The following is a 19,305-nucleotide window of genomic DNA, read 5'->3' as shown; positions in this document are numbered from 1 at the left end:
CCCGCAGCAAGCCCCACCCGCCACCACCCACCGCCGTCACCCCGGACTTGATCCGGGGTCCAGTGATCCGACGTCTGTCGGATCAAGAGACTCTTTTCAGACACAAGACGACGTCCGTCTGATCAAGCGCTTCCCCTCAGCCCAAAGACTTGGGCTGGCTGGATTCCGGCTCAAGGCCGGAATGACGGAAGGTAAAAGGGAATGCCTGAAGTCAAAGAAAATCGCAGGCGGAACCAACAACAAGTCTCCCCCGCCGATACGCCAACAGCACCCACCCCAGCACACCCCAGCCCACCCCAGCAATCCCCACCCGCCACCACACACCGCCGTCACCCCGGACTTGATCCGGGGTCCAGCGATCCGACGTCCGTCGGATCAAAAGACTCTCTTCAGCCACAACACGACGTCCCTTCGGTCAAGAAACTCTCCCCAGCCAAAAGACGACATCCGTCTGATAAAGCGCCTGCTCCCAGCCCAAAGACTTGGGCCTGGCTGGCTTCCGGCTGAAGGCCGGGATGACGGGGTGGGTGAGATGTCCGGTGGGACAAAGCGGGTAAGCCCCGCCCGCCACGTCAGACTTGAGGCATCCCGCCCGCCGCAACTGCGGTAAAAACAGTCCTAGCGATCCAGAACGCGGCAAAGGCGGGCGGGACTGGTGGTGGCCTGTGGGGTTATGGCGCGGCGCAGGTCGCGGCTGTTGATGTGCAGGCTGCGGTCGGCGGGCAGAGCGAGGCGGGTGATTTTGGTGGTGGCGGCGCTGAGGAATGCGGCTTTGTTTGCCGTGAAATAGGCAAGGCAGGCGTCTCGTTGCGGCTCGACTGCCAGAAGCGCCCGGAAGGCCAGCCGGTGCATGACGCAGCGGCCTGCATGGTTGGGGACAGGGAAACTCAGCGCATCGAGCCCATCGCTCCATTCGGCGTCGTCATTTCCCTGCCCTGTCATTCTACCGTGCCGCCTCGAACCGCTTGAGGAAAAGGCCGCTGAGAGCGCCGAGAATAAGCCAGAAGACAAAGCTTGTGACGGTGGCCAGCACCACGAAGCGGCGTTCCAGCGGCAGGGGCGCCAGCGCATGTTCGCCCTCCGGCGGCAGCGGTGCGCCGATGATGTGCGGTGCCGCAATCAGCGCCACGGCGAGAATGGCGGCCCATGGTTCTGCGCGCTTGAAGGCCAGCAGCGCAAGCCCGCTTGCCGTGGCGGCAACGGTGCCCACCCACCACATCTGGCGTGCGCCGAGTTCGGCTGCCGGGCTGCCGGGCAGCTCTGGCGGCAGGCCGATCATGGGGGCCAGCATGACGGCGGCAAAGCCCGCAAGGCCCCAGAACAGGCCCTCACGCCAGCCATTTGCCGGGCCGCGCAAGGAAATCAGAGCGGTCAGCACCAGCGCATAGCCGATGGCCGTCAGCACATTGGCAGCGATGGTATAGGCATTGCGCTCGAACCCATCTGCCGGAGCCCAGGCTTCGGCATCGTGGTGATGGTCCGAAGGCGTTGCGGCGTCGTGGTGGTGATCTGCGGGTGCTGCTGCGGCATCATGTCCGTGGACATGCGCGGCCTCGCCACCGGCATTTTCGAAGGTTTCAGCCTGCAGAATAAGCGGTGTGGTGCCGATTGCCTGCATGGCGCTGACGGCCAGACCGGCAATCAGCCCAACCAGAACGGCGGTAAAAACGATGTTACGGAAAAAAGGCATGTCTCGTCTCCCCTCAATGGCAAGGGAAGGCGTTTGCATGGCGCGTATCATGCGCGGCATTGTGCACGGCCTCGACATGCGAAAAGCCGACGAAACCGACGATGAACAGGCCGAGTGCGGCGGCTGTCAGCGCCTGCGCGATTTTTGCTGTGGTTGACGATACGGCCGATGAAGCCGTGTTTTGCTGTATGGACATGGTGACCCTCTCATGTGCGGCCGGGCCATTGCTGATCAAAGCCCACAACCGCATTCAACATTCACCACGGGGAAAGAGACACATGGTTTTAAAGGCGGGAATACCCGACCTGCCAACCGTGCTTACCCGGACACCCCGCCGGTATTGACGACACTTCATGTGATGGCAGGTCTCCTGGCTTGCGGGTCACAACCTTGAAAACACCTTCCCGATCCTCCTGGTCCGCATCGTATTTTACGAGATCGAAAACGATTTCGCGTCGATGCGCCAGATCAGTGGCTTTTGTTTTCAGGCTCTCCGCTCACAGTTGCGGGGGCAGCCACGAATCAAGGTTTTCACACCCCTATCGTGTTCCCTTTTCACTTTCCGGGCGAACCGGAAAGACCATCACACAACCGTTATCCGGCGATCGGGCGCTCGAGTCAATGGGCAATTACCGCGCGGGCACGGCCTTGAGATAGGCCGCGATGGCATCACGGTCTTCCGCTGTCAGACGCGCCATGTTCTGCTGCACCTTGACCATGGAGCCACCGGCGCTGTCGAAGTCCGGCGTAAAGCCGGTTTCGAGATAGCTGGCAATATCGGCCCGTGTCCATGAACCGATGGTATCGGAGCCCGGGGTGATATCGGGAATACGTCCCTCGCCTTCCGGGTTTGGTCCGCCGGCAAGCCACTGGTCTTTCAGGAAACCGCCCAGCGCATCGCGCGGGGTGTGGCATTCGCCGCAATGGCCGGGACCCTCCACCAGATATTGCCCGCGAACGACCTGCGCGTCGGCATTGGCGATCTGCACCCTTGGCTGACCCTTGTCGAAATAGAGGAACTTCCAGCCACCCAGGCTCAGGCGAATGTTGAAGGGAAATGGCAGGTCATGCGCCGGTGCATCATTGGTGCTGGCGGGCAATGTTTTCAGATAGGCGAAGAGATCGTTGATATCCTGCGGCGTCATCCGCGCGTAGGACGCATAGGGGAAGGATGGGTAGAGATGCTCACCATCCTTGCCAACACCGCGCGTCATCGCATCGCCGAATTGCGCCACCGTCCAGCCGCCGATGCCATGCTGAGGGTCGGACGAAATATTGGGCATGTGGAAGGTTCCGAACGGGCTTGGCAGCGCCTGCCCGCCGGACAGTGTCTTCAAAGCGTCTCCGGTCGCATCCGGGGCGGCATGACAGCTTGCGCAACCGCCTGCCCAGAAAAGAGTTTCGCCATTGGCAAGGTTGGGCTCGCCCAGATTGGCCCAGTGGCTTGGCGGTTGACGCTGCGGCGCGGTGACCCACATGAAAACGCCGAACCCGGCAATGCCAGCAACAACGACGCCACCCGCCAGCTTCGTCCAGATGGAAGCCATTGCCTTCTCCGCTCCACTCAAAAATTCAAAATGCAAAAAGGCCCGCCGGTTGAGTGGCGGACCTGATGGGCGTGTATTACTTCTTCAGGCGGTAGGTCTGGTGGCAGCTGCTGCAATCGGCGCCCAGCGTCTTCAGGGCCGCGCCAACGCTTGCCTGGTCTGTCGGCAACTGTGCCAGAACCATATCTGCATCCGAACCCAGCTTTTCTGACTTCGACTTGAAATCCGCAAAGTTCTGCCAGATGGCAGGTGCCGCAGCGCCGCCTTCGGAGCCAGCCGGGAACTGGTCCGGGAAGGCTTTCGCATTGGCGCTGATTGTCGTTACCGCTGTCTTGACGGTTTCTGCGTCATAGGGCTTTTCACCCTTGGCGATCGCGCCCAGCGCGCCCATGGCTCCGCCGATGCCCTTCATCAGGCCTTCGCGCTTTTCCATCTCGCCGGCTGCGGAAACCGCACCGGCGCAAAGACAGCCAATCATAATGGATGCGGCAATGGTTCTAAGCTTCATTATCTCTCTCTCCTGATCCGCACGAAGGCGGCATGTATGATCTATATGGTCACATAATGTTCATCGCAAAACCTCTGCACAGTTTTGCGACACGCGCAATGAACGCACAGGAAGATGCCCGTTTCAAATGGCAAAAAGAAGTCACATTCCGGTGATTTTTGAAGCGAAATCAGGCGTATATCAATGACTGACAATTCCTTCCCAAGCGGTGAAACCGGCAACCACGATCAGCAGCAGACCTGCGGCGCGGCCAATGAAAACCGTCACATGCGGTGAAGACACCAGCAAATCGCGGCTTTTGCCTGCCGTCATTGCCAGCGTGCCATAGACGGCAAGCTGCGTGGCCGCTGTCATCAACCCCATGATGACGCCCTGTATCCAGATGGGGCCAAAGGCAGGCTTGAGAAACTGCGGGTAGACGGCCATCATGAAGAGATAGGCTTTTGGATTGCTGAGACACGTGACAATACCGCGGCGGAACGCGCGCCAGGCGGATGCGCTGGCATCGGCCTCCCCCCCTTCGATGACGATGGAGCTGCGCACCAGTCCGAAGCCCACCCAGATCTTATAGGCCGCACCGAAGATGAGAAGCGGCTTGAACAGCACCGGAATGAGGCTTGCCAGCAGCCCCACGCCGATTGCGCCATAAAGCGAGTGAACGACCCCGCCCGCCACGATGCCCGACGTTGCCGCAAGGCCCGTCCGTTTTCCACCCGTCAGGGAACTGGCCAGAACAAACAGCATATCGACCCCGGGCAGGATGATGATGCCGAATAAAAGCGTGAAATAAAGCCAGAGATTTTCCGTGTAAGACATCTCGAATATTCCTGAAAATACAGCATTGGTCAAACATTGGATGTGCGATATCGCGTCGATAGCCATCCGTTTTTCCAGGAAATATCAAATGAATAAGTGTGGTCGATCCATCTCGCTGGCGATGCGTTTCAGCAAAGGCCGCACTGCCATCTTCTCAGAGGGCCAGTGTTCAGAAGATTAGCGTTCGGCTTTCTTCCCGCCCGAACCCGGTGATTTCGATGCGATTCTCGTAGACATCGGCAATGGCGAAGGTGTTTTCGTCGGGCGTATCCACCATGCCCTTGAAATTGACGAAATGCGTGTGGCCGAGCTGGCCGTAATTGCCGGTGTGGTTATGGCCGCAGAACCAGGCTTTCGCGCTTGGGTGAGCCGCAAGCAGAGACAGGATTTCCGGTGCGTCCCACATATTGTGAGCATTTTGCGGGTAGAGCGGATAGTGGCAGAACAGGATGGCATGTTCGCCTGCCGCATCTGCGGCGGTCAGGGTCTGATCGAGCCAGTTTAGCTGGTCCCGGCTGAAGGAAGCGTTCCACTCCTGCGCGTTGATGGCACCTGCCTCTTGCAGCGCGGCCAGACGTGCGCTGGCCAGTTCCCGGCGGGCATCGCCGGGCGGCGGTGCAAACAGGCTGACATCATTGCCATCAAGCACCACGAAGCGGACGCCGCCGACTTTGAAATCATACCATGGTGCAGGCATGTTCAGGCGGGCATGAATGCGATCCAGATATTCGGGCGCGACGGAAAAGTCGTGGTTGCCCGGCAACAGCACGCAGCGATGCTCAAGCGCATCATAGCAGCCCATGATAGCGTCGAAATTCTCCCATCCACGGTCGATGATATCGCCAAGCGTCACCACGAATTCAAGCTCGTGGGCATTGAATGTTTCAATGGCCTGCGAAAGCTTGCCTCGGCTTTCCGCATAATAACGGTTCATTTCCGGGCGGGCCGGAACATCGGCATATTGGGGATCGGCGACGACGCCGAAGGAGAAGAGTGGCTTGGATGTGTCTGTCATGATGCCCCCGCATAGGCCGGGCGAATGACACCCTTATGACAGAACGAAAACACCCGGCACATGGCCGGGCGTTTCCTGTTCTCGTATGCGAGACGCTTACTTGGAAGCGGCCTCGTAGCGCTCCAGAACGTAATCCCAGTTGATGAGATTATCGACGAAGGCTTCGAGGTACTTCGGACGCAGGTTGCGGTAGTCGATGTAGTAGGAATGTTCCCATACGTCGACGCCGAGGATCGGCTCTGCACCGTGAACCAGCGGGTTCTCGCCATTGGCGGTCTTGGAAATTTCGAGCTTGCCGTTCTTGACGGAAACCCAGGCCCAGCCGGAGCCGAACTGCGTTGTACCGGCTGCGACGAAATCGGACTTGAACTTGTCATAGCCGCCGAGGTCGGAGGCAAATGCCTGTTCCAGCTTGCCAGGCAGCTTGTTGCCGCCGCCGTCCTTCTTCATCCACTTCCAGAAATGGACGTGGTTGTAGTGCTGGGCAGCATTGTTGAACAGGCCGGCATTGGTGCCGAAGGACTTCTTGACCACTTCTTCCAGCGAAAGATCCGCAAGACCGGCTTCGGCCGCGAGCTTGTTGCCGTTGTCCACGTAGGCCTTGTGATGCTTGTCGTGGTGAAACTCAAGCGTTTCGCGCGACATGTAAGGCGCGAGCGCATCGTAATCGTAAGGCAGTTCGGGAAGTTCAAAGGCCATGGTTTTACTCCTTGTTGCAGCGGCGTGGCCGCTCCTTGAAACCTTGTGCGCGGACCATAAGAGCGGACGCCATCCGAGGCAACCTGTGAAATATCAAAATGTTCCGGCAAAAGAGAAAATTCCACCAATGCCTCTCGAAAAACATTTTTGACAGCAAGGCTGGCGTACCAAACACGAAAAATCCGTTCGATTTCCGGATGATGAAGCAGCAGGGAGATTTTCATGAAACGCATGGTTCTGGCCGCATGTCTCGCAAGCCTCGCCGCCTTGCCCGCCGCCGCATCGTCCGGCGATGCCTGGCAGGAATTTGCGGCCGACGTGCAGGCAAAATGTCTTGCCGCGTCGAAAGACCTGCTTCAGGATGCCAAGGCCGTGGTCGACCCGACCGGCAGCGAGCATTTCGGCCTGGCCATCATGACCGGCAAGGCAAAGGGCACAGATACAGCCGTCAGCCACATTTGCGTTTACGACAAGAAGAGCAAGGCCGTGGAACTGGGTAGCGAGCTGGCCGCAGATACGGTCAAGGTCGAAATGCCGGGCTCCACCAAGCCCTGACAGCGCGGGTCAGAAGCGGGGCGTGCTGTCCGCTTCACCCAGCGGGCGTTGCATGAGCACGATATCCAGCCAACGCCCGTGCTTCCAGCCGACCGACTTCAGCGTGCCGACCATGTCGAAACCGGCGGCACGGTGAACGCCGATCGAGGCTGCATTGTCTGAATCGCCGACGACGGCCACCATCTGGCGAAAGCCGCGCGATGTCGCATCCTCTATCAGAGCCAGCAACAGCGTCTTGCCGATCCCGAGACCCTTGCGGCCCGGATCGACATAGATCGAATCCTCGACGGTTGCGCCATAGGCTGGGCGTGCGCGGTGCGGCCCGGCATAGGCATAGCCCGCGACGGTGCCTTCCACTTCCGCAACGATATAGGAAAATCCACCCTCGACCAGCGCCCGTCTGCGCTCCAGCATGGTCTCTGCAGAAGGTGGCTCGATCTCGAAACTGGCGCTGCCGTGAAGGACCGCGTCGCGGTAGATTTCAGTAATGACGGAGATGTCGGCCTCCTCGCAGGGGCGGATCAAGACGGCAGGTTTTTGCTGGGAATGCATTTCAATGTCCTGGGAAAATCGTTGCACGCAGTTTGCATCAGACGGAAACCAAAATAAAGCTTATCCATCTTATGCAAACCATAAGGAATTCTTCGTTTCATGGATTTCGATCTCAAGCAGCTGCGCAGCTTTATCGACGTGGCGGATCTGGGAAGTTTTTCGGCTGCGGCGCAGAAGGTCGGCATGACGCAGCCCGCCATCAGCCTGCATGTCCGCTTGCTGGAAAAGCAGCTGGGCACACGGCTGATCGAGCGTGTCGGGCGGCGGGCGCAACCGACAACGGCGGGACGTGATCTTCTGGTCCATGCGCGACGCATTGCCGAGGATGTGGCGCAGGCCATGGAGGCGATTGCGCCCCATCGCAGTGGTGCCGCTGGCCGGCTGCGGATCGGCACCGGCGCAACGGCGCTGATCTACTTCCTGCCCGCCATTCTGGGCCAGATACGCCACGCCATGCCTGACATTGAGATCAAGGTTCAGACCGGCAACACGCCGGATATCCTGCGGTTTCTGGAGGACAATATGATCGATGCGGCTATCGTGACCCTGCCCGCCAGCGCGCGCAGCATCGACCTGCGCGACATCATCTGCGACGAGCTGGTGGCGATCTTTCCGCCGGACGCCCCCGTGCCGCGCGGAGATATCACCCCCGATTATCTCTGCGACCAGCCGCTTTTGCTCTACGAGGGCGGAAACACGCGACGGCTGGTGGATGACTGGCTGCGGGCAAGCGGGAAGCGCCTGCAGCCGGTGATGGAGCTGGGCAGTGTCGAAGCCCTGAAGAAGCTGTCGCAAGCCGGGCTTGGTATTGCCATCGTTCCATCCATGGCCGTGCAGGATGAGGCCGCTTCGGCATCGCTGGTGATACGGTCCCTCTCTCCAAGGCTGGAGCGCAGGCTGGCCCTTGCTCTTCGTCGCGACAAACATATGACCGCTCCCTTGCGCGCGCTGAGCGCACTTCTCAGCCACCGGCCAGAAGCGTGATGGCGATGAGCAGCATGGTCAACGCAATGACGCCTTCCAATATGCGCCACGCCTGCGGACTGGCGAAGACGGGGCGCAGCCAGCGTGCGCCATAGCCAAGGGAGAAGAAGAACAGCACGGAAGCGCTGACAGCGCCTGCCCCAAACGATGCTTCCTTGCCGGGAAACTGGCTGGAGATGCTGCCAAGCAGGATGACCGTATCGAGATAGACATGCGGATTGAGCCACGTCAGCGCAAGGCATGTCGCCAGGGTGGGTGCGAGCGGTGTCACGTTGCCGGATGCGGCAAGAAGGACGCTGGACGAGCCCAGCGCAGATTGCAGGTTTTTGGCGGCGTACCACAACAGGAAGGCAGCCCCCGCATAGCGCATGACTGGCTCAAGCCCCGGCAGGATCGCGGCGATGCGGCTGAACGCCGTCACGCCGACCGTGACCAGAATGGCCTCCGATATGGCGCAGGTCAAAACCACGGCCAGAACATGCTCTCCGCGCAGGCCCTGTCGCAACACAAAGGCGTTCTGCGCTCCGATCGCGACAATCAAGGTCAGCCCCACGGTAAGTCCAGTCACATAAATCGAAAAATCCATCCGTACCCCCTGTTCGAAGGCTTGGATAATCGCCGCAATCGGATTAATCCAGTTAATGTTCCTAAGCACAATTAAGTCAGGCTAATTCAAATGATGGATTATGCAGCATTTCGCGCGGTCGCCATGGTGGTACAGACCGGCAGTTTCGAGAAGGCGGCTTTGGCGCTTCGCGTTACGCCTTCGGCCATATCCCAACGCGTCAAGCAGTTGGAAGAGAAGCTCGGCACTGTTCTCATTCTGCGCGGACAACCCTGCACCGCATCTGAAAAGGGAGAGTGGGTCTGCCGCCACATGGAACATGTCGGCATGCTGGAGATGGAGCTTCTCGACCAGCTTCCATCCCTGATGACAGAGGATGAGCCGGGGCAGAAAGTGACGCTGAACATCGCCACCAATTCCGACAGCCTCGGCACATGGTTCATGAATGCCATTGCCGGTTTTGCGACCGATACGGACTATCTGCTGAATATCGCCGTTGATGACGAGGATTACACGGCTGACTGGCTGCTACGGGGACGGGTTCTGGCGGCGGTGACGAGTTTGGAAAAGCCGGTGCAGGGCTGTCGCGTGGTGCCGCTGGGCGCCTTGCGTTACCACGCAACGGCAAGCCCGGCCTTCATGGACCGGCATTTCCAGGGCGGCGTAACGCAGGCGAACCTTGGCCAGGCGCCTGCCCTCACCTTCAGCCAGAAGGACCGGCTGCAACTGACATGGGTTACCAAGCATTTCGGCCCGTCCATTGTCTACCCCACCCACTGGCTTCCTTCCACGCACAGCTTCGTTGACGCCTCGCTGCTGGGGATGGGGTGGGGAATGAACCCGCAACTCTTGGTGCGGGATCATCTGGCAGCGGGCCGTCTCAAGGAGCTGGTGCCGGAAACACCGCTCGATATTCCGCTCTACTGGCAGGTCAACCGGCTGGCGGCAGACCGGTTGAAGCCATTGACGCAGGCGCTGGTGGATGTGGCGAGAGGTGTTCTGATCCAGAAATGAGGGCACCAGCCCTCACTCAGCCCCGGCACCCGGCTTTGCCGACCATTCCATGTAGAGATCCAGAGCCTTGCGAGCCACCGGCCCGGCCTGCAATTCCCTGTCATCCAGCTTGGTGACCGGAGAAACCTTGGAATAATTGCCCGAGCAGAAAATCTCATCGGCTTCGCGGAAATCCTCAACCGACAATGTCGCCTCGCGCACGTCGAAGCCCGCCTGGCGCAGCAGGCCCATGACGCGGGAACGGGTGATGCCGGCAAGGAAGGTACGGTTTGGAACGGGTGTGAAAACAACGCCATCCTTGACCATGAAGACGTTGGCCGACGAGGTTTCAGCCACATTGCCGTTCATATCCAGCATCAGGGCGCCACCGAAGCCGCGCGAGCGTGCCTCAAGAATGGCGCGACCGCTATTGGGATAAAGGCTGCCAGCCTTGGCGTCGGTCATCGCGGTTTCAGGCGACGGGCGACGCAGGGACGATACGGTGAGCGTGACCGGCGCACCGGCATCCATCGGCGCCTCGAACAGGCACAGCGCAAAACGGGTGGAGGCGGCGTCAGGGGCAACGATGCTGCCGGGCATTCCGTGTTCTGCCCAATACATGGGCTTGATGTAGATGGCCGTATTACCATCGAACCTGGTGACACCTTCCAGCGCCAGTTGCTCGATCTCCTCAGGCGTCATCGTCGGCTTCATGCCCATGGCGATGGCCGAGCGATTGACACGCTGGCAGTGGAGATCGAGATCCGGCGCCAGACCGTTGAACCAGCGCGCGCCATCGAACACCGTGGAGGCGAGCCACATGGCGTGCGATGTCGGCCCGATCAAAGGTGGATTGCCGGGCAGCCACTGGCCATCAACATAGGTCCAGGTTGGGGAACGCGGCGCAGTATCGACGGACATGATATTCTCCTTGAACATTTGCGAGGAATGAAAGCCCCCACATGTTTTGCGTCAAGGCCAAATTCAGCCCTTCGCGGAAATTGATGGAAAGTTACGGGAAAATAGCTGATCGCTTGGACAATATTGCGCAACGCTCAAATCATATCGATCCACTCATCATCCTTTTTGATGGATCTTTGGATGGCGCACCCGCTTTTGCCATGCAATTCTTTATTCGGCAAAGGAGTGCATCATGGTCTGGTCGGCGCAACAATATCTGAAATTCGAAAACGAACGCACCCGTCCCGCCAGCGACCTTCTGGCCCAGGTGCCGCTGGAGCGCTTGAGCGCAGCCTATGATCTCGGGTGCGGCCCCGGCAATTCCACCGAACTTCTGGCTGAGCGCTACGGCGTCAACGTCGTAACCGGGATAGACAGCGATGCAGACATGCTGGAAAAGGCTCAGCTGAGAATGCCCAATACCACGTTCCAGCGGGCGGACCTTGCCACGTGGCGGCCAAAGCAACCGGCTGATCTGCTTTATGCCAACGCCGTTTTCCAGTGGCTGCCGAACCACCTCGACATTCTTGTGGCATTGATGGCCCACCTCAAGCCCGGCGGCGTGCTGGCCGTGCAGATGCCGGATAATCTGGCTGAACCCACCCATCTCATGATGGAGGAAAGCAGTGCGGCCGGAGACTGGAAATCGGCCTTCGAAGGCAAGTCCCTGAGACGGCAACCACTGCCCGCCCCCGCCACATATTTCGACCGTCTGTCGGCCGTGTCGTCGAGGGTCGATGTCTGGCACAGCATTTACAATCACCCGATGCAGAATGCGCAGGCGATTGTCGAATGGGTCAAGGGCACAGGTCTGCGACCCTATCTGGAGACGGCGGGTGAGACCCATCGCGCGGCATTTCTTGCGGATTATCTTGCACGCATAGACGCCGCATACCCGGCCATGGCGGATGGGCGTCGGCTTTTGCGTTTTCCTCGCCTTTTCGTCGTTGCCATCAAGGCGTGACGAGGCGGTGCTCCGTCATTTCCGCTTGCACTCCAGCCTCATTTGCGCAATTACTTTAAAAGCACGTTTTAATGTATCGATATCAATAAGTTGACCTAATTTTTTCACTCTTGGTTAGTTATTTTAAGAAACCAGTTTTCAATTTTATCTGGCTATTCTTTCCGGTGAATTTTATCGCTGGGGTATATTGTGCGTAATTTCTGGAAAGAGACATCAGGTAACTTCGGTATTCTTACCGCGCTATTGATTGTGCCTGTTTTTGGCGCCGCCGGTGTTGCGCTCGATCTCAGCCAGGCCCTTTCGGTGAAGGAAGATCTGCAACAGGCTGCCGATGCCGCAGTTCTGTCATCGGTAGCCAAGATGTCGCCGCAGGTCATCGCAGCCAGAAAAATGTCCGGCGATGGCACGATCGAGCTGCCAAAAGACGAAGCCGAGGAATTTTTCAAAAACGATTCCGTTGGTCGCGACGATTTCGAAATCGAATCCGTTGCGGTGACCGTCGAGAAGGTCGGCAATTCGGTGCAGGCCGCCGTCAGCTTCAAAGCCACCGTGAAAACGACGCTGACGCGCGTTCTGGGCAAGGATTTCGTAACGGTCGGGGGCAAGGCCACGGCTGTTTACCAGACGGAAGCCTATAGCGATTTCTATCTCCTGCTCGACAACACCCCGTCGATGGGCGTAGGCGCCACCCCGGCTGACGTCAAGCTGATGATGGACAACACAAAGGACCAGTGCGCCTTCGCCTGCCACGTCGTCAGCAAGGATGGCGTCGACGATACCAACAGCTACTATCATCTCGCCAAGAAGCTGGGTGTGACGACGCGCATCAATGTCGTTGCCCAGGCAACGGCATCGTTGATGGACACCGCCACCAATATGCGCACGGTTACCGACCAGTATCGCATGGCAGTCTATACGTTCGGCGAAAAGTCACAGGACCCCAAGCTTCTGGAAGTCGTGCCTTTGACGACCAATCTGGCAATGGCAAAAAAGAAAGCGGCGACGATCGACCTGATGTCGGCAACCTCGAAGAAGTCGGATGAGAGCAAGTTGACGGATTTCGACAATACGCTGACGGAGCTTGGCAACCAGATGGGTTTGCCCGGCAACGGCACCAGCTCTTCCTCACCGAACAAGGTCGTGTTTTTCGTTTCCGATGGCGTGGGCGACAGCCACAAGCCATCCACCTGCACGAAGAAAAGCAATGGCGGACGGTGCCAGGAACCGATCGACACCCGCTTCTGCACGGCCCTGAAGGACAAGGGATACAAGATCGCCGTTCTCTATACGACCTATCTGCCCCTGCCCCATGACGACTGGTACAACACCTGGATCAGTCCGTTCCAATCGCAGATCAGCACCCGCATGCAGGAATGCGCAACCCCAGGCCTCTTCTTCGAAGTCAGCCCGACTCAGGGCATCTCGGAGGCCATGACGGCACTGTTCAAGCGCATCATCACCTCGCCACGCTTGACGAGCTGATTTCCAGCGCGATCTGGTGGCATCCAGCGTTGGGTGTCACCGGCCAATTGGCTAAAACCGTGCTCACGGCTTGAACCAATTCCCCCCTGCCCCACTTATTCCCTTGTCATCCCGGCCCGCATTTCCTGCAGGGCTGAATTCACACGGGAGTAAATCCATGCACACAGTTACCGCCAATGGCGCACATATTCCGGCGCTCGGCTTCGGCACGTTCCGTATGCCTGACGAAGATGTCCATCGTATTCTTCCAAAGGCGCTCGATCTCGGTTTTCGCCATGTCGATACGGCGCAGGTCTACAAGAACGAGGCATCGGTGGGCGATGTCATCGCCAATTCGGGCGTTGCGCGCGGCGATATCTTCCTGACGACAAAGGTCTGGGTCGATCAGTACAGGCACGATGACTTCATCCAATCGGTCGATGAGAGCCTGAAAAAACTGAAGACGGATTACGTCGATCTTCTGTTGCTGCATTGGCCGAAGAGCGATGTGCCACTGGCAGAACGCATCGGCGCGCTGAACGAAGTTCACAAAGCCGGTAAAGTCCGCAATATCGGTATTTCTAACTTCAACGTCGCCTTGATGGATGAGGCCGTAAAGCTTTCCGACGCGCCGATTGCCAACAACCAGATCGAGTATCACCCCTATCTGGATCAGACAAAAGTCATCGAAGCCGCCCGCAGACACGGCATTTCTGTCACCGCCTATTATCTGATGGCGGATGGAAAGGTGCCTGGCGATGCAACGTTAAAGGACATCGGCGCAAAGCACGGCAAGACCGCAGCACAGGTCGCTCTGCGCTGGGCCATACAACAGCCCGATCTGATCGCGCTTTCCAAGACGGCGACCGAAAGCCGTCTGCAGGAAAACTACGATATTTTCGATTTCGAACTGTCCAACGATGAGATGCAGGCGATCCACGCGCTCGCTAAGGCGGATGGACGGATTGTCAATCCGGGCCATCTGGCACCGGAGTGGGACAAGTAGCCTCGCACTGATCCATTATTTGAGCGCCATGACTGGCCACCACTATTAGTCATTCCTGCCTTAACGATGCAGAGCGTCTGCCAGGTCAAGCAAGCTGCCAACCCAATGACTTGGGTTGGCGAAACCCTGCTCAAGGCCGGGGCTACGTTGCTCTCGAAAGACGAGATATCAGCCGTTCTGCGGATTAGGAATGCAGACCGTTCACCATCCCGAAGACCTGATCGAAATTGCCGTTCTGGGCGGCAAAGCGGAGCGGCTTGCAGCGTTCGACGACAACTTCCGTTGCCTGCGGCTGGTTGGTCAGAATGTCCATGACCTCAGCGATATAGGCATCGAGCGGCATGGCACGCTCGTCCGTGGCCTGATGGTCGCCCTGTAATGTGGTCTGCACATAGGGCGGGATGATTTCGATGACGTCGACCGACGTCCCCTTGAGCTGCTCACGGATGGCCATGGAATATGCGTGAATGGCGGATTTGGTGGCGCTGTAGGTGGGCGTGGCCACCATGGGAACGAAGGCAAGACCGGAAGAAACCGTCAACACCGTTGCCTTGGGCTTCGTCAGAAAATGCGGCAGCAGCGCTGCTGTCAGGCGGATGGGCGCGAGAAGATTGGTGGCAATCGTTTCCTCGGCAGTATCCAGATAGGTCGGCGCGGCCTTGATATCTTCGTTCTTCATGATGCCGGCATTGTTGATGACGGCGTTGAGATCAGGATGGTCGGCGATCAGCTTGTCTGCAAACGCCTTGATGCCTTCGGCATCGGTCGCATCCATCGTAGCCCAGGCCATGCCCGGATTTGCCGCGGCGACCTCCTTCAGGACGTCTGCGCGACGGCCGGAAATGATGACCTTGTTGCCAAGTGCGTGAAACGCTTGCGCCAGTGCGCGACCAATGCCGGAGCCGCCGCCGGTGATGAGGATGGTGTTGCCTGTGATTTGCATGGGGGTGCCTTCCTTGTTGTCTTGCCGAAACCTAGGTAGATTGCTCTCCAATGGATAGTAGGCACTGAAAAGATTTATACGCACCCAAAGGAGAGTGTCGGAATGACAGGGCATCTCAAAGATCAACCCATCGAAACAAGTCGCCGACCGGCCCCGCCGTGCAGAGCTGATGCGGCCATCGAAGCACTGGTGCGCGACATTATCGCCAAGGTGGCGGACAAGTGGACGATGCTCATTCTGGAAATTCTGGAAGAACACGGCACGCTGCGCTTCACGCAGATCGGCCAGCACGTTTCAGGCATCAGCCAGAAAATGCTGACAAAGACGCTAAGACAGATGGAATGCGACGGGCTGGTCACCCGCGTCATCCATCCCGTCATTCCGCCGCATGTTGACTATAGCCTGACCACGCTCGGCAAGAGCCTCGACAGCGCCTTCTGCGGCGTCTGGATCTGGGCGGAAACGCATCACGCAGATATAGAAAAGGCGCGCAAGGCGTTCAGCGAACACCCGGCGCGCCCTGCGATTTGAGATTGGTTATCAGGCGAACTGGCTAAGGCCGGGAACAGATGAAATGACCTGATCCACTGTTTCGTCGCCTGCGTGCTGGCGGGCGATTGCGATGGTTTCTTTGGCAAGAGCGGAGATTTCGCCCATGCCGAGGCCCTGGCTCATCAGCTGCTGACCGAGACCCATGATGCCGCCGCCACCGATGGCGCTCATCAGGCCGCCCAGAAGGCCGCCGCCGCCCTGGCCTTCACCGTTGAAACGGGCCACAAGCTCTGGTGCGCCGGGGATCGATTCGATCATCTTTGCCACAGGCGCATCATCGGCTTCGCGCTGGAGAAATCCAAGCATCATGCCAAGAGCTTTTTCGGCCTGCTCGGGCGCTATGCCCACCTTGTCAGCCACCTGCGTTACGATCTCGCTCATATATTCCTCCTGATGCGAAAATTACGTTCACGTCAACGTAAAACAATTGCCCTGCAGACTCAAGGCCGTGAAAGGGCGTGGCAGAAGCTTTTATGCCGCCTTTCTTTGAACCCTATCAAACAGTTGTCGAGGCTGGAAACAGTTCCTATAAGTATATTGCAAAGAATGGATAAAGGGCATCACGCCCGCGTCACCGGAGGGATTGCCAGATGCTGCAGGACGGAAAGCTTTACATCGGCACGAGCCGCAATCCTGACGACACGCTCAACAAGGGTGAATATCTGGACCTGAAATTCGGCAATCGCCACGGCCTGATTACCGGCGCGACGGGCACCGGCAAAACGGTTTCCCTGCAGGTCATGGCGGAAGGATTTGCGCGCGCGGGCGTTCCCGTTCTCTGCGCCGATATCAAGGGCGATCTTTCCGGCATTGCCGCAAAGGGCGAGGCGAAAGACTGGGTGATGAAACGCGCCGAGCAGATCGGATTCTCCGACCTGTCCTTCGAGCAGTTTCCGGTTATTTTCTGGGATCTTTACGGCGAAAAAGGCCACCGCGTTCGAGCCACTATCGCAGAAATGGGGCCGCTTCTCTTGGCACGCCTCATGGATGCCTCGGAAGCGCAGGAAGGCGTGCTCAACATTGCCTTCAAGATTGCCGATCAGGGCGGCTTGCCGCTGCTGGATCTGAAAGACCTGCAGGCTCTCCTCAACTACATGGGCGAACACGCATCCGAACTTTCCAACCAGTTCGGCCTGATTTCCAAGGCATCTGTCGGCTCGCTGCAGCGCGGGTTGCTGGTTCTGGAGCAGCAGGGTGCCGAGCATTTCTTTGGCGAACCGGCACTGAAGATTTCAGACATCATGCGCGTGACACCCGATGGTCGCGGCACGATCTCCGTGCTTGCCGCCGACAAGCTGATGATGAACCCGCGCCTCTACGGCACCTTCCTGTTGTGGATGCTTTCGGAACTGTTCGAGGAACTGCCTGAGGTTGGAGACCCTGAAAAGCCAAGGCTGGTCTTCTTCTTCGATGAAGCCCATCTGCTGTTCAACGATGCGCCCCGCGTGCTGGTGGAACGCGTGGAGCAGGTAGTGCGGCTCATCCGCTCCAAGGGCGTCGGCGTCTATTTCGTCACCCAGAACCCGCTCGATGTGCCGGAAACCGTGCTGGCGCAGCTGGGCAACCGGGTGCAACATGCGCTGCGCGCCTACACGCCGCGCGAACAGAAGGCCGTAAAAACGGCAGCCGAAACATTCCGGCAGAACCCCGGCTTCAGCACGGCAGATGCGATTACAACGCTGGGCACGGGCGAAGCGCTGGTTTCAACGCTCGGCGACAAGGGAGCGCCCTCCATCGTCGAGCGCACGCTGGTGCGTCCGCCATCCGGCCGGGTCGGGCCTGTCAGCGACGAGGAACGCCGCACGATCATGAGCACGAGCCCTGTTGCCGGTGTTTATGATCAGGATCTCGACCGAGAATCTGCCTTTGAGATGCTCGCGGCCCGCGCCCGCAAGGCGGCCGAGGCAGAAGCTGCGAAGCGAGCCGCAGAGGAACAGGCGCGCCAGCAGCCGGATACGGCAGCCGGTCGCTGGACCCTTCCCGGCTTCGGCGACGACGAGCCCGCCCAGACGAAGAAAGGCGGCGGCACCCGCAAGACGATCGGTTACCAGCGCGAAACCGTCATCGAGGCCGCCATGAAAAGCGCTGCTCGCACCGTTGCAAGCTCTGTCGGACGGGCGCTGGTGCGCGGTATTCTGGGCAGTTTGCGGCGGTAACGTCCCTAACGGGTGCGCTGGAAATCAGACGACATGAATTGCTGGAAGCTGCCGTCGGGTTGGATCACGCTGCCGGAGAACGTGCGACTGTCGTCATCGTGCAATGTCACGACATCACGATAGGTCGTCGTCTCACCGCTGCCGTCGAATTTCGGGCCCTTCGCTTCCAGCACCAGCGTCTTGCCATCCGGCTCCAGCCAGCCCTTGTAGGTCCAGAAGGTCGTCATCATGGAACCGATCCAGGATCCGACATAATGTCCGCTGGCCGGATCGAAGCCAAGTGTCAGGACCATCGTGGTGGGCGTGCCATCCGGCATCCTGCCTTTGCCCTCCGAGACGATCCACAGCCCGCCGATGGACTTTACCGTTTCCGTAAATCGCATTTGCGGATCATTGGGATCGTATTCCTGACAGCCGGTGGCTGAAACCATATGCCACTCGCCGACCAATCTTTGCAAAAACGCGTGTTCTGCCTGTGGCTTTGCGTCTTCCATCTCACGTTTCCTCCCTCTCGCTTCAGTGACAGCAGCCGGATGCTTTCGGTGCATCCTCATACTGGTCGTGGCGGCGCACCCAGTTCATCGTGCCCTCTTCGTTGCGGCCCTTTGGCATGAAATCCAGCAGCATGAGGGTTGAGATGACCTGCTCCGCCCCGCGGGCGTAGGTGGAATAGGTGTGATAAATCCTGCCATCCTCACCTTTCGCAAAGGCGCTGGCACCGGGCAGATCCTTCAGTTCGCCCATGGCGGGTATATCCCGGTAATTATAGGTAATGGTTCCGGAGGCTACGTCCTCATCGCGGAACGAGACTTGATAGTCGTAGCTGAAATCGTTTCCGTTTGATGAGACCCAGGGGAATTTCCAGCCCATGCGCGCCTTGTAAGCCTCGATCTTTTCCAGCGGAGCGCGGGAGACGGCGACAAAAGCTGCATCGCCTGCCTTGAGATGAACGACTGCGCCGTCGAGATGATCCGCCAGGAAAGAACATCCCACACAGCCTTCTTCCCAATCCGGCGCCAGCATGAAGTGGTAGACCAGCAATTGACTGCAGTGTCCAAAGAGTTCGCCCAGCGACTTTGGGCCCGAGGCCGTGTCGAAAACATAGTCTCGCGTCACCGGCTCCCAGGGCAGCGCACGGCGCGCCTCGTTCAACCTATCGCGGGCACGCGTCAGTTCCTTCTCCTTGACCAGAAGCGCCTTGCGGGCTTCCAACCACTCCTGTCTCGAAACAACAGCATTCGGCATGACCTTATCCTCCTTCGATCGTCCATCTGCCTGCCTGACGTCAAACCATCACGACCAGCGCCGCTCTCGCGGCGACTGGTGCGATTTTGCTTGA

General features: G+C 58.8%; 23 protein-coding genes and 1 riboswitch. Of the genes, 8 read left to right on the top strand and 15 right to left on the bottom strand.

Annotated elements, in window-relative coordinates; translation table 11 throughout:
* Positions 1-618: 618 nt before the first annotated feature.
* The 8 genes from ASF69_RS08125 to ASF69_RS08090 all read right to left on the bottom strand — a co-directional run bounded on the left by ASF69_RS08125 (position 619) and on the right by ASF69_RS08090 (position 6,275).
* On the bottom strand, positions 619-942 hold the full coding sequence (locus tag ASF69_RS08125; RefSeq protein WP_062586791.1) for a hypothetical protein: 324 nt from the start codon (positions 940-942) through the stop codon (positions 619-621).
* Position 943: 1 nt separating this feature from the next.
* Positions 944-1,690: a CbtA family protein gene (locus ASF69_RS08120; protein ID WP_062586790.1), complete on the bottom strand. Its 747-nt coding sequence runs from the start codon at positions 1,688-1,690 to the stop codon at positions 944-946.
* 13 nt (positions 1,691-1,703) lie between these two features.
* A complete protein-coding gene (locus ASF69_RS08115; protein ID WP_062586789.1) occupies positions 1,704-1,886 on the bottom strand; it encodes a CbtB domain-containing protein in 183 nt (60 codons plus the stop codon).
* 146 nt (positions 1,887-2,032) lie between these two features.
* Positions 2,033-2,290, bottom strand: a riboswitch (cobalamin riboswitch).
* Between the two features lie 29 nt (positions 2,291-2,319).
* Entirely contained in the window at positions 2,320-3,237 is a 918-nt protein-coding gene (locus ASF69_RS08110; protein ID WP_062586788.1) for a cytochrome c, read from the bottom strand.
* Between the two features lie 76 nt (positions 3,238-3,313).
* Positions 3,314-3,745 (bottom strand): cytochrome c, encoded by a 432-nt coding sequence (locus tag ASF69_RS08105; RefSeq protein ID WP_062586787.1) that lies wholly within the window; start codon positions 3,743-3,745, stop codon positions 3,314-3,316.
* Positions 3,746-3,925: 180 nt separating this feature from the next.
* Complete coding sequence (locus ASF69_RS08100) at positions 3,926-4,561, bottom strand: LysE family translocator (protein ID WP_062587226.1); 636 nt, start codon at positions 4,559-4,561, stop codon at positions 3,926-3,928.
* A 169-nt stretch (positions 4,562-4,730) separates the two neighbouring features.
* Entirely contained in the window at positions 4,731-5,576 is an 846-nt protein-coding gene (locus ASF69_RS08095) for a metallophosphoesterase (RefSeq protein ID WP_062586786.1), read from the bottom strand.
* Between the two features lie 96 nt (positions 5,577-5,672).
* A complete protein-coding gene (locus ASF69_RS08090; RefSeq protein WP_062586785.1) occupies positions 5,673-6,275 on the bottom strand; it encodes a superoxide dismutase in 603 nt (200 codons plus the stop codon).
* Positions 6,276-6,497: 222 nt separating this feature from the next.
* Here ASF69_RS08090 and ASF69_RS08085 point away from each other — a divergent pair, with 222 nt between their 5' ends.
* Positions 6,498-6,830, top strand: coding sequence for a hypothetical protein (locus tag ASF69_RS08085; protein ID WP_062586784.1), 333 nt, complete (start codon positions 6,498-6,500; stop codon positions 6,828-6,830).
* A 9-nt stretch (positions 6,831-6,839) separates the two neighbouring features.
* Here the strand turns inward: ASF69_RS08085 and ASF69_RS08080 are convergent, their stop codons facing one another.
* Positions 6,840-7,382 carry a GNAT family N-acetyltransferase gene (locus tag ASF69_RS08080; protein WP_062586783.1) on the bottom strand — a complete coding sequence of 181 codons (543 nt, stop codon included), beginning with the start codon at positions 7,380-7,382 and terminating at the stop codon, positions 6,840-6,842.
* Between the two features lie 99 nt (positions 7,383-7,481).
* On the opposite strand from ASF69_RS08080, the gene ASF69_RS08075 reads away from it, so the two are divergent.
* The gene (locus ASF69_RS08075; protein WP_062586782.1) at positions 7,482-8,366 is read left to right on the top strand and encodes a LysR family transcriptional regulator; all 885 of its coding nucleotides are present in this window, start codon (positions 7,482-7,484) and stop codon (positions 8,364-8,366) included.
* On the opposite strand, the gene ASF69_RS08070 is transcribed toward ASF69_RS08075, so the two are convergent.
* Positions 8,344-8,952 (bottom strand): LysE/ArgO family amino acid transporter, encoded by a 609-nt coding sequence (locus ASF69_RS08070; protein WP_062586781.1) that lies wholly within the window; start codon positions 8,950-8,952, stop codon positions 8,344-8,346. The two genes, ASF69_RS08075 and ASF69_RS08070, sit on opposite strands and share 23 nt — an antisense overlap.
* Positions 8,953-9,042: 90 nt before the next feature.
* Here ASF69_RS08070 and ASF69_RS08065 point away from each other — a divergent pair, with 90 nt between their 5' ends.
* Positions 9,043-9,945 carry a LysR family transcriptional regulator ArgP gene (locus ASF69_RS08065; protein ID WP_062586780.1) on the top strand — a complete coding sequence of 301 codons (903 nt, stop codon included), beginning with the start codon at positions 9,043-9,045 and terminating at the stop codon, positions 9,943-9,945.
* A gap of 12 nt (positions 9,946-9,957) precedes the next feature.
* Here ASF69_RS08065 and ASF69_RS08060 read toward each other — a convergent pair whose 3' ends face one another.
* On the bottom strand, positions 9,958-10,845 hold the full coding sequence (locus ASF69_RS08060; protein ID WP_062587225.1) for a branched-chain amino acid aminotransferase: 888 nt from the start codon (positions 10,843-10,845) through the stop codon (positions 9,958-9,960).
* A gap of 232 nt (positions 10,846-11,077) precedes the next feature.
* On the opposite strand from ASF69_RS08060, the gene tam reads away from it, so the two are divergent.
* From tam to ASF69_RS08040, 3 genes are all read left to right on the top strand, one after another.
* Complete coding sequence (gene tam / locus ASF69_RS08050) at positions 11,078-11,848, top strand: trans-aconitate 2-methyltransferase (RefSeq protein WP_062586778.1); 771 nt, start codon at positions 11,078-11,080, stop codon at positions 11,846-11,848.
* Between the two features lie 189 nt (positions 11,849-12,037).
* On the top strand, positions 12,038-13,330 hold the full coding sequence (locus ASF69_RS08045; RefSeq protein WP_062586777.1) for a Tad domain-containing protein: 1,293 nt from the start codon (positions 12,038-12,040) through the stop codon (positions 13,328-13,330).
* 157 nt (positions 13,331-13,487) lie between these two features.
* A complete protein-coding gene (locus ASF69_RS08040) occupies positions 13,488-14,315 on the top strand; it encodes an aldo/keto reductase (protein ID WP_062586776.1) in 828 nt (275 codons plus the stop codon).
* Positions 14,316-14,499: 184 nt separating this feature from the next.
* Here the strand turns inward: ASF69_RS08040 and ASF69_RS08035 are convergent, their stop codons facing one another.
* Complete coding sequence (locus ASF69_RS08035) at positions 14,500-15,258, bottom strand: SDR family oxidoreductase (protein WP_062586775.1); 759 nt, start codon at positions 15,256-15,258, stop codon at positions 14,500-14,502.
* A gap of 102 nt (positions 15,259-15,360) precedes the next feature.
* Between ASF69_RS08035 and ASF69_RS08030 the strand changes: the two genes are divergently transcribed.
* Entirely contained in the window at positions 15,361-15,789 is a 429-nt protein-coding gene (locus ASF69_RS08030) for a helix-turn-helix domain-containing protein (protein WP_062586774.1), read from the top strand.
* A gap of 9 nt (positions 15,790-15,798) precedes the next feature.
* Here the strand turns inward: ASF69_RS08030 and ASF69_RS08025 are convergent, their stop codons facing one another.
* Positions 15,799-16,191 (bottom strand): DUF937 domain-containing protein, encoded by a 393-nt coding sequence (locus ASF69_RS08025; RefSeq protein WP_062586773.1) that lies wholly within the window; start codon positions 16,189-16,191, stop codon positions 15,799-15,801.
* Positions 16,192-16,400: 209 nt separating this feature from the next.
* On the opposite strand from ASF69_RS08025, the gene ASF69_RS08020 reads away from it, so the two are divergent.
* Entirely contained in the window at positions 16,401-17,966 is a 1,566-nt protein-coding gene (locus ASF69_RS08020; protein WP_062586772.1) for a helicase HerA-like C-terminal domain-containing protein, read from the top strand.
* A gap of 5 nt (positions 17,967-17,971) precedes the next feature.
* Here ASF69_RS08020 and ASF69_RS08015 read toward each other — a convergent pair whose 3' ends face one another.
* The gene (locus ASF69_RS08015) at positions 17,972-18,460 is read right to left on the bottom strand and encodes a DUF1579 domain-containing protein (RefSeq protein ID WP_062586771.1); all 489 of its coding nucleotides are present in this window, start codon (positions 18,458-18,460) and stop codon (positions 17,972-17,974) included.
* A gap of 22 nt (positions 18,461-18,482) precedes the next feature.
* Complete coding sequence (locus ASF69_RS08010; protein ID WP_062586770.1) at positions 18,483-19,211, bottom strand: thioredoxin family protein; 729 nt, start codon at positions 19,209-19,211, stop codon at positions 18,483-18,485.
* Positions 19,212-19,305 lie beyond the last annotated feature (94 nt).

The organism is Rhizobium sp. Leaf311 (assembly GCF_001423445.1).
GTDB lineage: Bacteria > Pseudomonadota > Alphaproteobacteria > Rhizobiales > Rhizobiaceae > Agrobacterium.
The sequence above is the reverse complement of the archived record's forward strand: the minus strand, read 5'-3'. Positions and strand labels throughout refer to the sequence as shown.

Excerpts from the sequence above, each read along its gene's own strand:
- ASF69_RS08010 (WP_062586770.1), bottom strand. The coding sequence starts at position 19,211 with ATGCCGAATGCTGTTGTTTCGAGACAGGAGTGGTTGGAAGCCCGCAAG.
- ASF69_RS08035 (WP_062586775.1), bottom strand. The coding sequence starts at position 15,258 with ATGCAAATCACAGGCAACACCATCCTCATCACCGGCGGCGGCTCCGGC.
- ASF69_RS08125 (WP_062586791.1), bottom strand. The coding sequence starts at position 942 with ATGACAGGGCAGGGAAATGACGACGCCGAATGGAGCGATGGGCTCGAT.
- ASF69_RS08090 (WP_062586785.1), bottom strand. The coding sequence starts at position 6,275 with ATGGCCTTTGAACTTCCCGAACTGCCTTACGATTACGATGCGCTCGCG.
- ASF69_RS08040 (WP_062586776.1), top strand. The coding sequence starts at position 13,488 with ATGCACACAGTTACCGCCAATGGCGCACATATTCCGGCGCTCGGCTTC.
- ASF69_RS08065 (WP_062586780.1), top strand. The coding sequence starts at position 9,043 with ATGATGGATTATGCAGCATTTCGCGCGGTCGCCATGGTGGTACAGACC.
- ASF69_RS08105 (WP_062586787.1), bottom strand. The coding sequence starts at position 3,745 with ATGAAGCTTAGAACCATTGCCGCATCCATTATGATTGGCTGTCTTTGC.
- ASF69_RS08030 (WP_062586774.1), top strand. The coding sequence starts at position 15,361 with ATGACAGGGCATCTCAAAGATCAACCCATCGAAACAAGTCGCCGACCG.
- ASF69_RS08025 (WP_062586773.1), bottom strand. The coding sequence starts at position 16,191 with ATGAGCGAGATCGTAACGCAGGTGGCTGACAAGGTGGGCATAGCGCCC.
- ASF69_RS08120 (WP_062586790.1), bottom strand. The coding sequence starts at position 1,690 with ATGCCTTTTTTCCGTAACATCGTTTTTACCGCCGTTCTGGTTGGGCTG.
- ASF69_RS08115 (WP_062586789.1), bottom strand. The coding sequence starts at position 1,886 with ATGTCCATACAGCAAAACACGGCTTCATCGGCCGTATCGTCAACCACA.
- ASF69_RS08085 (WP_062586784.1), top strand. The coding sequence starts at position 6,498 with ATGAAACGCATGGTTCTGGCCGCATGTCTCGCAAGCCTCGCCGCCTTG.
- ASF69_RS08095 (WP_062586786.1), bottom strand. The coding sequence starts at position 5,576 with ATGACAGACACATCCAAGCCACTCTTCTCCTTCGGCGTCGTCGCCGAT.
- ASF69_RS08080 (WP_062586783.1), bottom strand. The coding sequence starts at position 7,382 with ATGCATTCCCAGCAAAAACCTGCCGTCTTGATCCGCCCCTGCGAGGAG.
- ASF69_RS08070 (WP_062586781.1), bottom strand. The coding sequence starts at position 8,952 with ATGGATTTTTCGATTTATGTGACTGGACTTACCGTGGGGCTGACCTTG.
- ASF69_RS08060 (WP_062587225.1), bottom strand. The coding sequence starts at position 10,845 with ATGTCCGTCGATACTGCGCCGCGTTCCCCAACCTGGACCTATGTTGAT.
- tam (WP_062586778.1), top strand. The coding sequence starts at position 11,078 with ATGGTCTGGTCGGCGCAACAATATCTGAAATTCGAAAACGAACGCACC.
- ASF69_RS08075 (WP_062586782.1), top strand. The coding sequence starts at position 7,482 with ATGGATTTCGATCTCAAGCAGCTGCGCAGCTTTATCGACGTGGCGGAT.
- ASF69_RS08015 (WP_062586771.1), bottom strand. The coding sequence starts at position 18,460 with ATGGAAGACGCAAAGCCACAGGCAGAACACGCGTTTTTGCAAAGATTG.
- ASF69_RS08020 (WP_062586772.1), top strand. The coding sequence starts at position 16,401 with ATGCTGCAGGACGGAAAGCTTTACATCGGCACGAGCCGCAATCCTGAC.
- ASF69_RS08110 (WP_062586788.1), bottom strand. The coding sequence starts at position 3,237 with ATGGCTTCCATCTGGACGAAGCTGGCGGGTGGCGTCGTTGTTGCTGGC.
- ASF69_RS08100 (WP_062587226.1), bottom strand. The coding sequence starts at position 4,561 with ATGTCTTACACGGAAAATCTCTGGCTTTATTTCACGCTTTTATTCGGC.